Origin of the sequence: Nitrospina watsonii (genome assembly GCF_946900835.1) — a bacterium.
GTDB classification, from domain to species: domain Bacteria; phylum Nitrospinota; class Nitrospinia; order Nitrospinales; family Nitrospinaceae; genus Nitrospina; species Nitrospina watsonii.
Genome location: NZ_OX336137.1, coordinates 1,154,977 through 1,167,763 on the forward strand (window position 1 = coordinate 1,154,977; position 12,787 = coordinate 1,167,763).

Annotated in this window: 9 protein-coding genes; 8 read left to right on the plus strand and 1 reads right to left on the minus strand. The window is 59.6% G+C overall.

Features of this window, described 5'->3' with window-relative positions:
• Positions 1-328 precede the first annotated feature (328 nt).
• The 4 genes from QML71_RS05275 (at position 329) to QML71_RS05290 (ending at position 5,774) form a co-directional block, all read left to right on the plus strand.
• Positions 329-1,801 (plus strand): DegQ family serine endoprotease, encoded by a 1,473-nt coding sequence (locus tag QML71_RS05275; protein WP_282010864.1) that lies wholly within the window; start codon positions 329-331, stop codon positions 1,799-1,801.
• Between the two features lie 93 nt (positions 1,802-1,894).
• A complete protein-coding gene (locus QML71_RS05280; RefSeq protein WP_282010865.1) occupies positions 1,895-3,289 on the plus strand; it encodes a Do family serine endopeptidase in 1,395 nt (464 codons plus the stop codon).
• Positions 3,290-3,322: 33 nt separating this feature from the next.
• Positions 3,323-5,329 carry an NAD-dependent DNA ligase LigA gene (ligA, locus tag QML71_RS05285; RefSeq protein WP_282010866.1) on the plus strand — a complete coding sequence of 669 codons (2,007 nt, stop codon included), beginning with the start codon at positions 3,323-3,325 and terminating at the stop codon, positions 5,327-5,329.
• 163 nt (positions 5,330-5,492) lie between these two features.
• A complete protein-coding gene (locus QML71_RS05290) occupies positions 5,493-5,774 on the plus strand; it encodes a hypothetical protein (RefSeq protein ID WP_282010867.1) in 282 nt (93 codons plus the stop codon).
• A gap of 70 nt (positions 5,775-5,844) precedes the next feature.
• Here the strand turns inward: QML71_RS05290 and QML71_RS05295 are convergent, their stop codons facing one another.
• The gene (locus tag QML71_RS05295; protein ID WP_345742316.1) at positions 5,845-7,242 is read right to left on the minus strand and encodes a DEAD/DEAH box helicase; all 1,398 of its coding nucleotides are present in this window, start codon (positions 7,240-7,242) and stop codon (positions 5,845-5,847) included.
• A gap of 366 nt (positions 7,243-7,608) precedes the next feature.
• Between QML71_RS05295 and QML71_RS05300 the strand changes: the two genes are divergently transcribed.
• The 4 genes from QML71_RS05300 to QML71_RS05315 all read left to right on the plus strand — a co-directional run bounded on the left by QML71_RS05300 (position 7,609) and on the right by QML71_RS05315 (position 12,785).
• Positions 7,609-9,318 carry an FAD-binding protein gene (locus QML71_RS05300; protein WP_282010868.1) on the plus strand — a complete coding sequence of 570 codons (1,710 nt, stop codon included), beginning with the start codon at positions 7,609-7,611 and terminating at the stop codon, positions 9,316-9,318.
• Entirely contained in the window at positions 9,318-10,256 is a 939-nt protein-coding gene (locus QML71_RS05305; protein WP_282010869.1) for a succinate dehydrogenase/fumarate reductase iron-sulfur subunit, read from the plus strand. Before QML71_RS05300 ends, QML71_RS05305 begins: the two co-directional genes overlap by 1 nt.
• The gene (locus tag QML71_RS05310) at positions 10,253-11,137 is read left to right on the plus strand and encodes a CoB--CoM heterodisulfide reductase iron-sulfur subunit B family protein (protein WP_282010870.1); all 885 of its coding nucleotides are present in this window, start codon (positions 10,253-10,255) and stop codon (positions 11,135-11,137) included. Before QML71_RS05305 ends, QML71_RS05310 begins: the two co-directional genes overlap by 4 nt.
• 91 nt (positions 11,138-11,228) lie before the next feature.
• Positions 11,229-12,785: an SLC13 family permease gene (locus QML71_RS05315; RefSeq protein WP_282010871.1), complete on the plus strand. Its 1,557-nt coding sequence runs from the start codon at positions 11,229-11,231 to the stop codon at positions 12,783-12,785.
• The last annotated feature ends 2 nt before the right edge of the window (positions 12,786-12,787 follow it).

Below are 12,787 nucleotides of genomic sequence, written 5' to 3' on the forward strand. Positions count from 1 at the left end.
TGATTATCTTTGATCCGCCGGATAGAGTCAATATGTAATTGAATCAATAGGATAAAACCCTCGGATTTTGAGTTGTAAATGAAGAAATGGGCATTATATAATTTAGATTATAGCTGATGTTCCATGACCGATCTTGAAACAGGTTCTCTGGATTCCCGCTTTCATCATGGGTTGAATCCCGCGGTTGACACGTCTCCCAATAGCAGAAAGAACAAGGTTTTTACCGCAGGTTCTTTTCATTTCATCTGGCAATGATTTCAGACGCGATGCGCCCAGGACGACCCGGCTCCCGGATCATTGCTCACATGGTTTTTTACGAGGATTCCCAATGCTTAATCAGTTGAAAAAAATTTCCGCCATCAGTTTCATGGTAGCTCTGTGGACGTTCCCGATGACCGTATCCGGTCCCATCGCGGAAACGGGTCTGGTTGCTCCCGCCCACGCCCTCAGCAGCCAGAGCATGCCTTTGGGCAGTAACATTTTTGTTGAAATCGCCAAGGAAAAAAACCCGGCCGTGGTGAACATCAGCATCCGCGGCAAAGCGCAGGTCAGCGCCCGGCCTCCGGAACGCCGCTTCCGTGGCGATCAGGGCGAACCCTTTCAGGATTTTTACGACCGGTTCTTCGGCCAGCAGGAGCCGCGACCGCGCCGTGGCATGGGGTCCGGATTCATCATCAGCCCGGAGGGGTTGATCCTGACCAACTTCCACGTGGTGCAGGGCGCCGACGAGATTCTGGTGAACATCGATGAAGGCGGCGCTTCCGAAAAAGAATACGAAGCCACGCTGGTGGGCAGCGATCCCAAAACCGACATCGCCGTCATCAAGCTGGTGGTTGAGGGCAAGGGAAAGAAAAAATTTCCACATCTGGATTTTGGCGACTCCGACAAGCTCGAAGTCGGTGAATGGGTGATGGCGATCGGCAATCCGTTCGGCCTCAGCCACACCGTCACCGTGGGCGTGGTCAGCGCCAAGGACCGCGCCATCGGTTCCGGTCCGTATGACGAGTTCATCCAGACCGATGCCTCGATCAATCCCGGCAACAGCGGCGGTCCGTTGTTGAACATCAAGGGACAGGTGATCGGCATGAACACCGCCATTATCTCCGGCAGCACCGGCGGCAACGTCGGCATCGGCTTCGCCATCCCCATCAACATGGTGAAAGCCATTCTGCCCGACCTCAAGGAAAAGGGGACCGTCACCCGCGGTTGGCTGGGTGTGATGATCCAGAAGATCACGCCGGAATTGATGGAATCCTTCAACCTGAAATCGAGTGAAGGCGCGCTGGTCGGTGACGTCATTCCCGGCGGTCCGGCGGACCAGGCGGGCATCAAGCGCGGCGACGTGATCGTGGAGTTCGGCAAGGAGGAAGTCAAGACGATGGAAAGCCTGCCGAAGATCGTTGCGGTCACGCCTCCGGGTGAAGCGGTCAACGTGAAAGTGATCCGCGACGGCAAGGCGAAGGACATTTCCGTCACCATCGCCGTGCTGAAAGAAGAAGAAACGAAGATGGCGGCGCTGGACCCGCTCGGCATTCAGACGCAGGACATCACGCCTGATCTGATGAAGAGCATGGAGCTCGAGTCCACCAACGGCGTTCTGGTTTCCGACGTCACGCCCGGAGAATCGGGTGGCGAAGCGGGTCTGCGGCGCGGTGACATCATCACCGAAGTCAACCGCAAGCCGGTGAACAACGTGCAGGATTACCAGGCGTCGCTGCGCGGACTGAAGTCCGGCGACACGGCGTTGATGCTGGTCAAGCGCGGTGGCACCACGATCTACATCGCGGTCAAGCTCAACTGAGCCATCGCGATGGCAACTCCACGATAATCGCATGAGGCGGTGGGGGCATCGGCTCCCACCGCTTCCTGTTATCTCCCCCGGACATTTTATCTTATGAACGGATTGGTTCGTGCCGTCTGCCTGTTGTGGGCGATCGTTGGGATGGCCGGGATCATTACGGCCCCGGTTCCTGCCAACGCGGAACCCTTTCCGCGCCGCACGCCGGTGGTCGAGGCGGTGGAGCGGGTCGGTCCGGCGGTGGTCAACATCTTCACCGAAGAAGCGCCGCGTCCTTTAAAAAATCCGTTCCGCGATTTTTTCGGCAACGGCCTGCTCGATCCTTTCTTCCGCCAGTTCGCGCCGCAGTCCTCGCAGCGCCGCAGCCTGGGCTCCGGCGTACTCATCCATCCCGACGGCACGATCCTCACCAACGAACACGTCATCGCCAAGGCGGTGCGCATTCAGGTCACGCTCATCGACAACCGTGAGTTTGACGCGAGGCTGATCGGCGCCGACCTCAAGTCCGATCTGGCGGTGATCAAGATCGATTCCGACGAACCCCTGCCGCATGTCGAGATGGGCCGGTCGCACGACCTGATGATCGGCGAGACGGTCATCGCCATCGGCAACCCCTTCGGCCTCAAGCACACCGTGACCTCCGGCATCATCAGCGCCCTCGACCGCAGCATCCACGCCGGCAAAAAACAGATGTTCAACGACTTCATCCAGGTCGATGCGTCGATCAACCCCGGCAACAGCGGCGGACCGCTGCTCAACATCAACGGCGAGTTGATCGGCGTCAACACCGCCATTTACCAGGAAGCGCAGGGCATCGGCTTCGCCATTCCCATCGACGCCGCGCGCCGCATCGTGCAAGACCTCATTGAGTTCGGCAAGGTGTTCCGCGGCTGGATCGGCGTGACCGTGCAGGATCTCAATCCCGCACTGGCGCGGCAGTTCCAGATGGAGCACACGCGTGGCGCGCTGGTCACGCGGGTGTTCGAGGAAAGTCCCGCCAGTCGCGGCGGCCTTCAACCCGGTGACGTGATCCTCGCCATCGACGGCCATGAACTGCCGGGCAAACCCGATTTCAAACGGCGGCTGACCTCGTACACCGTCGGCGACACTCTGGAGATCACCTACCGCCGCGCCGGACGGGACCACACACTGAAACTGAACGTGGTGAAGATCCCCGACTCCGCCGCCGTGCAGTTCGCGAAGGAAGGGTTGGGCATCGAGGTGCGGGGCATCACCGCCGACCTGCGCCGCCGGTACCGGCTGGCGACGACTGAGGGCGTGGTCATCGTCAGCGTGCGCCGTGACAGCGAAAGCGGGCAGATCGGCATCCGCCCCGGCGACATCATCCGCCAGGTCAATCAGGGGGTGGTCAACACCCCGGCCGATTTCAACGCGGCGCTCATCGAAGCGCGCAAGCATTCCTCCATATTGCTGCTCGTTCAACGTGGACAGTCCGGGTATTATGTTACCTTGAATCTGGAATTGCCCTGATCCCCGAACCTCTTCCAATCGAGTTTGCGTCCGATGCCTTCCAAAGCCGAAAAAGAAATCGAACAGCTCCGGCGCGATATCCATCATCACGACCACCTGTACTACGTGCTGGATCAGCCGGAGATCAGCGACCGCGATTACGACCGGCTTTATGAGAAGCTGGAAGAACTGGAAGCGAAGCATCCGGAACTCGTGACGCCGGACTCGCCCACGCAGCGCGTTGGCGGCAAGGCGTCGGAGAAGTTCGATCCCATCGAGCACACCGTGCCGATGATGAGCCTCGACAACACGTACAACGTGGACGAGGTGCGGGACTTCCACAACCGCGTCTGCAAAACCCTCGGCACGGATGAGGTGGAGTACGTGGTCGAGCTCAAGATCGACGGGCTCGGTGTGACCCTCGCCTACGAGAACGGCCGCTTCGTGCAGGGCGCGACGCGCGGCGACGGCAAGGTGGGCGAAGACGTCACGGCGAATCTCAAAACCATGCGCTCGGTGCCGTTGTCGCTGGACTCCGCCACACTGAAACACAAGTACCTCGAAGTGCGCGGCGAAGTGTACATGGATCACAGCGGCTTTCAGAAACTCAACGCCGCACGGGAGAAACGCGGCGAGGCTCCGTTCGCCAATCCGAGGAACGCCGCCGCCGGATCGCTGCGCCTGCTCGATCCAACAATCACTGCCGAGCGGCCGCTGCGCATCTGGGTGTACAGCACGGGCCACATCGAGGGCCCGGCTTTCGAGAGGCATCACGAGACGCTGGAAACGCTCAAAAAGCTGGGCTTCCGCACCAACCCGCACACCGAGCTCTGCAAAAATTTCGACGCGGTGCTGAACCTCATCGAGCGCTGGCAGGAGAAACGCCGGACGTTGGATTACGACGTGGATGGGCTGGTCATTAAAGTCAATGCGCTCCGGTCGCAGAACAAACTCGGTTACACCGCCAAACATCCACGCTGGGCGGTGGCTTATAAATACGAAGCCGAGGAAGCGCAGACGAAGGTGAACGCCATCCATGTGCAGGTGGGGCGGACCGGGGCCATCACGCCGGTGGCGGAACTGGAGCCGGTATTGGTGGCGGGCACCACGGTCAAACGCGCCACCTTGCACAACGAGGACGAGATCAAGAAACTCGATGTGCGCGTCGGCGACGATGTGGTCATCATCAAAGCCGGAGAAATCATCCCGAAAGTGGTGCGGGTGGTGACGCCGCCGGATCGCCAACGCGGCGAGCCGTACACCATGCCCAAAACCTGCCCCGAATGCGACACGCCGATCGTGCGGCAGGAAGGTGAGGCCGCGTGGCGCTGCATCAACGCCTCGTGCCCGGCGCAGTTGAAGGAACACCTCTTGCACTTCGCCTCCCGCGACGCCATGGACATCGATCACCTGGGCACCGCCGTGGTCGAACAACTGGTCAACTCCGGCCGCGTCAAAACGGTTTCCGATCTTTACACGCTCGAACAGGGCGAAGTTAAAAACCTGGAGCGCTTCGCCGAAAAATCCGCGCAGAACCTGATCGACGCCATCGCCAAAAGCAAACAGGCGGGGTTGAGCCGGCTCATCCATGCGTTGGGCATCCGCTTCGTCGGCCAGCGCGTGGCGCAGGTGCTGGCCAATACGTTTCACACCATGGACGCACTGGAGAAGGCGGGCTTTGAAGATTTGGAGTCGATCGACGAGATCGGCCCGAAGATTGCCGAAAGCCTGCGCCAGTTTTTCGACGAGGACAAAAACAAAAAAGAGATCGCGCACTTGCAGGAGAGGGGTGTGGTCATGCAGGAAGAACGGCAGGAGACGGGCGACGGGGCGTTGACGGGCAAGCAGTTCGTGTTGACGGGGACGCTGGATAAGTTCACGCGCGAAGAGGCGAAGGCGCTGATCCACAAGGCGGGCGGGCGGGTAACCTCCAGCGTGTCGGCCAAAACCGATTACGTGGTGGCCGGGGCCGACCCCGGCAGCAAACTCGACAAGGCGAAAAAACTCGGCGTCACCCTGCTCGACGAAGCCGCATTCGAAAAACTGTTGAAGGGGAAGTGAACCTTTACGCCCTCTCCCTGGATGGGAGAGGGCTGGGGTGAGGGTGAACGATGGGTTCCTTTTGTTTGCAAAGAAATAATGAAATAAGGAAAGGCTATTGATCCCCCTCATCCTAACCTTCTCCCACCAGGGGAGAAGGAACTAAAAAGCAGGAGTTCTGTCTATGGATGAATGGAAACCGTGGATTGGCGGCGGGTTACTGATCGGATTGTTCCTGCTGTTCGCGGTGGTCAATGCGGCGGTGTTTTATAAAGGCGTGATCCGTAAAGAAAAGGTCGGTTCCGGCGTCCCCTTCCTGGGCGGCCTCTTCGGCATGATTGGCTTCCTCACGCTCCCCGTTCCCATCCTTCACAAGCTGTACCTCGCGCCCCTGTTTCTCGACATCGGTTGCGTGCCGGGGCTTTTCATTTTTCTGATCTCGAAAATGTTTTCTTCCGGGAAGTGAGCCATCAATGGGTGTGAATTCTCCGAATCGTGTGATTCGGAGAAGTGATTTTTAGGATGGGTGCAATCGTTCAATTCGCGGAGGAGCTGGTGCCGGAACGCGGAGGACCGCTGCGGCGGCGTTGATTGGGTTTGCGTCCGCGTGGCGGACGGCCACCGCCTCCACCACTGCCACTGCTGCCTCGACCCCCACTGCCACCGCTGCCGGTGCGGCGTGGCGGACGGCCACCGCGGTTCTGGTCGCCGGACTGGCGGCGTTGTGCGAAGCTCCTTGGCTTGCGCCGGGGCGGGTGACCCGGTTTTTCCTCCTCGAACATGGATTCTTCCGGCCACTCGACGGGAATCCGCACGGTCAGCGTTTCTTCGATGCGCACGAGGTTGTCCACGTATTCCTCGCAGGCGAGGCTGATGGCGTCGCCGCGTTTGCCCGCCCGCGCCGTGCGGCCGATACGGTGGATGTAATCCTCCGGGTCCTGCGGCAGGTCGTAATTGATGACGTGGGTGATGTCGTCGATGTGCAGGCCGCGCGAGGCGACGTCGGTCGCAATCAGGATGTCGAGTTCGCCTTCGGTGAACCGCTCCAGCGTCTTGATGCGTTTTTTCTGCGGCAGGTCGCCGGAAATCTGCGCGGCGTTGTAATCGTTGTATTGCAGGCGCGATTCCAGGTTCTCGGCTTCGGCCTTGGTGTTGGTGAAGATCAGGACTTTGTCGCCCTGTTCTTCTTTCAGCAGGCCGAGCAGCAGGCTGAATTTTTCGTGCGAGCCGACGTGGAACATTTTCTGGTCCACCTTGTCCACCACCAGTTTTTCCGGTTCGATGCGGATGGGAATGGGATCGTTCATGTGTTCGTAGCACAACTCCATGACGCGGTGGTTCAGGGTCGCCGAAAACAGCATGGACTGGCGCTTGTTGTAAGGCGAGATGTTGCGCAGGATGTAGCGCAGGTCCTTGATGAATCCCATGTCGAACATGCGGTCGGCTTCGTCGATGACCAGCACCTCAATCGACTTGAGGCTGAAGAATTTCTGTTTGTAGAAATCGATGAGCCGGCCCGGCGTGACGATGAGCACATCGACGCCTTTTCGGATCTGCTCGCGCTGCTTGTCGTAATCGACGCCGCCGTAGATGCAGACGATCTTGAGGCCGGTGTGTTTGCCGAGAGCGTTGGCGTCGCGTTCGATCTGGATGGCGAGTTCGCGCGTGGGGGCGATGGCCAGCGCGCGCGGGGCCACCCAGGCGCCGGGCTTCGGTTCCTCGATCGGGTTGCGCAGCAGTTTGGTGAACATCGCGATCAGGAAGGCTGCGGTTTTCCCGGTGCCCGTTTGCGCCTGTCCCGCAACGTCTTTCCCTTCCAGGGCATGCGGCAGGGTTTTGGCCTGAATCGGGGTGCAATGCGTGAATCCGGTATCGCGGATTCCTTGCAGGACCTGATCCGGCAGGGGAAGGCTTTCAAATTCGACTTTTTCCATAATGGTTTTCTGGGTTCCGGGTCACCAGTGGAGGGGGCCGGGTGGCGGCCTTCACGGGATCGATTTCAGGATGTTCCGCCGACGGCGGACTTTGGTACGAGGTATTGATTTTATAAAAGTTGCGCTAGTATATACCAGCTACCGGGCTTTGCAAACCTTAACCTCATTTTTCTTGACAAGCCATGAACGTTGGTGGTTCAATACCCCTTCTATTTTAACGGCTTCCCTGACAGGTTGCGACACATCTCGCCCATGGAATTGCTTCGCCGGGGGCACCCCCCATCGGCCCCGCTTCGGGGCCGGGTTACGTGATGGATTCTTGAGAAATCAATAATTTAACTCATTATACAGACAAGCAGGTGGCGATTGATTAAGCACGACGTATTGATAGTGGGGGCGGGACTGGCCGGGATGCGCGCCGCCCTGGAAGTGTGCAAGGAACTGGATGTCGGTATCCTCAGCAAGGTCTATCCTTCGCGCTCGCACAGCGGCGCTGCGCAGGGGGGCATTGCCGCCGCACTGGCGAACTCCGAGGACGATTCCTGGGAAGAGCACATGTTCGACACCGTCAAGGGCGGTGACTATCTGAACGATCAGGACGCGGTTGAGGAATATTGCAGGTCCGCCTCCAAAGTGATCTACGAACTGGAGCATTTCGGCTGCGTGTTCAGCCGCATGGAAGACGGGCGCATCGCCCAGCGCAGTTTCGGCGGGCATTCCAAGCCGCGCGCGTGCTTTTCCGCAGACCGCACGGGACACGCCATCCTGCATGCGCTCCACGAACAGGTGCTGAAAAACAGCAAGTCGATCAAGATATATTCCGAGTGGTACCTGCACGAGTTGATCATCCACGACAACCGTTGCCAGGGTGTGGTGGTCAGCGATATCCGCACCGGCGAGGTGGAGGTGATCCAGGCCAAGGCGGTGATCATGGCCACCGGCGGCTACGGTCGCGTGTTCCAGATCACCACCAACGCGTTCGCCAGCACCGCCGACGGGGCCATCGCCGCATTGCGCGCCGGAGTGCCTCTGGAGGATCCGGAGTTCGTGCAGTTTCATCCATCGGGATTGTGGCGGCAGGGGATTTTGTTTTCGGAAGCCGCACGCGGCGAGGGCGGGTACCTGCTCAACGGTGCGGGCGAGCGTTTCATGGAAAAATATGCGCCGTCGCGCATGGAACTGGCGCCGCGCGACATCGTGGCCCGGGCCGAGCAGAGCGAGATCGATGAAGGCCGTGGCGTGAACGGCGAGGATTACATCCATCTCGACCTGCGTCACCTCGGCGAAAAAAGGATTATGGAACGGCTGCCGCAGATCCGGCAGTTGGGCATCGATTTCATCGGCGTCGATTGTGTGAAGGATCCGCTGCCTATCCAGCCTTCGGCGCATTACTCGATGGGCGGCATCCCGACCAACATTCACGGCCAGGTGGTGCGCGATGCCGACAACACCCCGGTGGCAGGATTTTTTGCGGCGGGCGAATGCGCCTGTGTCTCGGTACACGGGGCCAACCGGCTGGGCACCAATTCCCTTTTGGATGCCACCGTCTTTGGAGAACGTGCGGGACGCGCCGCCCTCGAATATGGCCGTGGCGCGGCATTTGACGGCATCAACGAAGGGCAGGAAAAGGCCCGCGTGCTGAAATCCGTCGAGGAAATCTTCCAACGCGAGGGCACGGAAAGTTACAATGATATCCGTAACGAAATGAAGCAGACCATGATGCGGCTTTGCGGCGTGTTCCGCGATGAACAGAAACTCACGGAATGTGTGGCCGCCATGCAGGCCTTGCAGGTGCGGTTCAAAAAAGGCAAGGTCACGGACAAGGGCAAGGTGTTCAATTCCGAGTTGTATGAAATCATCGAGCTGGGTAACATGTTGGTGATGGCGGAAATCATCGCCACCGCCGCACTCCACCGCAAGGAAAGCCGGGGCGGCCATTACCGCACCGATTTTTCCAAACGCGATGATGAAAACTACCTGCACCACACACTGGTCTATTCAAAAGACGGCGGGCTGGATCTGAAACCCAAGCCGGTCGTCGTCACCCGTTTTCAACCCAAGGAAAGAACGTACTGATGGCTACTTTTCGCATCAAGCGATTCAATCCGGAAAAACAGCCCGAACCGTATTACGAGGATTTCGAATACGATTTTCCGGAAGGGGCGACCCTGCTGGATTGCATGAACCATATCAAATGGACGATGGACGGCACGCTGACGTTCCGCATGTCCTGCCGCAGCGCCATTTGCGGTTCGTGCGGCATGAAGGCCAACGGCCGCGCCGTGCTGGCCTGCCAGCGCCAGGCCGGGCACCTGATGAGAGACGGCGTCGTTACCGTCGAACCGCTCGGCAACATGAAACCCATCAAGGACATGGTGGTGGATTTCAAGCCGTTTTGGGACAAGATCGACGCGGTCAAGCCGTACATGGAAAACAAGGGCAAGCCGCCGGAAAAGGAACACCGGATGAGTCCGGAGCAGTTCAAGCTGATCGACGACTCCAGCACCTGCATCATGTGTGGCAACTGTTACTCCGACTGCAACGTGCTGGAAGTGGACGACAACTTCCTCGGACCGGCGGCACTGGCCAAGGCGCAGCGCTTTGTGGGCGACTCGCGGGACCAGACGCGCAAAGACCGCGTCAAGGAACTCAGCAAGCCCGGCGGCATGTGGGACTGCACCCACTGCGCGGAATGTGTGGAGCGGTGTCCGAAACCGGCGCAGCCCTTCTACCGCATCAAGGAACTGATGACCGTGGCGCTGGAGGAAGGCGTGACCAACAACAACGGCGCGCGTCATGCGCTGTCGTTCACCAAATCGATCAAACACAGCGGGCGGCTGAACGAAAACACCCTGCCGGTCGAGTCGGTCGGCTATTTCAACGTCAAAGGCCTCATGGACCTTCTGCCCATCGGCCTGCGCATGATACTCAAGGGCAAGATGCCGCCCATCATTCATCGATCCATCGATGACCAGAAAGACGTGAAGCGAATCTTCGAGGAGTTGGGAGAATGAAGTTTGCATTGTTTACCGGGTGCGTGTCGAAAGGCGCGACCCGCGAGTTGATGTTGGCCACGACCAAATCCGCCCAGGCGCTGGGCATCGATTTCGTGGAGATGAAAAGCGCCGCCTGCTGCGGCGCGGGGGTGCTGTCCGAGAAAAATCCGACGCTCACCGACGCCCTCAATGCGCGCAGCTTGGCCATCGCCGAGGAACGGGGGCTGGACCTGATCACCATTTGCTCCACCTGTCAGGGCAACCTGAAAAAAACCGAGTGCAACCTCAACGACGGCGGCGAGTACAAGGATCGCATCAACTACATCCTGAAAGAAGGTGGCCACCAGTACCAGGGCGACAAGATCCAGATCAAGCACTTCTCCAACATCCTCGCCACCGAGGAAGGCAAACAGCGTCTGCGCGAAAACATCAAGCGCCCGCTGACGGGACTCAAGGCGGCGGCGTTTTACGGCTGTTACGTGCTGCGTCCGTCGGGACTCTCCGAGTACGACGACCCGGACAATCCCACCGAACTGGAAGAACTGTTCGAATTATTGGGAGCGACGCCCGTGTATTACGACAACCGCATCAAGTGCTGCGGTTTCCCCATCGTCATGATGAACAAGGAAGCCTCGCACGCCATGGCGGGCAACGCGCTCATCGACGCCGCCGAGCAGGGCGCCGACTGCGTGGTCACCGGCTGTCCCTTGTGTCATCTCAGTCTCGACTCCTACCAACCGGAAATCGAAAACCTGCGAGAGGCCGGTTACGTGATGCCGATCCTGCACCTGCCGCAACTGGTGGCGCTGGCTCTGGGCTTTTCGCCGGAAGAGATCGGCATGGACTCGCACATTGTGTCCACCACCGGCATCGACCGCATCCTGAAGCAGCACGCCTGAGCAGCCGGGACTCCAAGCCTTTTCTTAAAAGACCTTCCTCCGAAACATCTCGTTGGTGAAGCGGGGCGCGCCCTGCTACACTGGGCGGGCGATGTTTACGGAAAGATTCCTGATTCGAAAAAAGCTGGCGTTGATCGCCGGGGGGCTGGCGTTGTTCGGTCTCATCGTGGCCAGTCCGCCGCTCGCCGGGCTGACGGCAGACGCGCAGAAGATGGCGGCCGTCGCCCTGTTGATGGGCATCCTCTGGATCGGCGAAGCCATCCCCATTCCCGCCACCGCACTGATCCCGCTGGTGCTGTACCCGTTGCTCGGCATCCTGCCCAGCAAAGACGTTGCGCCGCACTACGCCAACCACCTCGTGTTCCTGTTTCTCGGTGGTTTCATGATCGCGCTGGCGATGGAACGCTGGAACCTGCACAAACGCATCGCCCTGGTCATCATCCGCGCCATCGGCGGCAGTCCCAGTAGAATTGTGCTTGGCTTCATGGTGGCGACGGCGTTTCTCTCGATGTGGATTTCCAATACGGCAACGACGATGATGATGCTGCCCGTGGGCATGGCGGTGGTGCGGCAGATCGCCGCGCAGACGCGCAGCACCAATGGGGACGAGGCCGACACGGCGACGATTGAAAAACGCTTTGGCCTCGTACTCATGCTGGGCCTGGCCTACGCCGCCAGCATCGGCGGTGTCGGCACCCTCATCGGCACGCCGCCCAACATCGTTTTCGCCGGGTTTTACAAGACCAGTTTTCCCGATCACCCCGACATCACCTTCACCGACTGGATGGGGTACGCCCTGCCGGTGGTCTTCGTGTTCCTGCCATTGGTGTGGTTTCTGTTGTGCCGCTTCGCGGCGGGCTGTTCGATCTTCGATTTGAAAGTGGGCGACGGCGCGAAAGGCGTGATCGATCGCGAGCTGGCGGCGCTGGGCACGATGAGCCGCGCTGAAAAATTTGTCGGCGGCGTGTTTGTGGTGACGGCCTTTCTGTGGATCTTTCGCAAACCCATTCCCATCGGCGACCTCCGGATTCCCGGCTGGTCCGAGGGATTCCCGTGGGCGTCGTACCTGCACGACGCCACGGTGGCGGTGGTGATGGGGTTGATCCTGTTGATCGTGCCGGTGGGATACCCGAACGGCATGATGCGCGAACAACGCCGCGAGTTTTTTGTTCTCGACTGGAACACGGTGCAGCAAGGCGTGCCGTGGGGCATCCTGCTGTTGTTCGGAGGCGGCTTTGCGCTGGCAGCGGGGTTCCGCGAAACCGGACTGGATGTGTGGATCGGCGAGCACATCGCCGCAGGCGGCAGCGTGATGCCGCTGTGGGCATTGATCCTGGTGCTGTGCCTGGGGATCACCTTCCTCACCGAGTTTTCGTCCAACACCGCCACCGCGACCATGATTTTGCCGGTCATCGCCGGGGCGGCGGCGGGCATGCCGTATCCGCCTTTGCTGCTCATGATTCCGGTCACGCTGTCGGCCTCGTTCGCGTTCATGATGCCGGTGGCGACGCCGCCCAACGCCATTGTGTTCGGCAGCGGCTGGGTGACCATTCCGCAGATGGCGAAGGTGGGATTCTTTTTCAACCTGATCGGTGCGGCTCTGGTTACTTTGGTGATGCTGTTCGTGGTGCAGGCGTTGGTGCCTTAGAA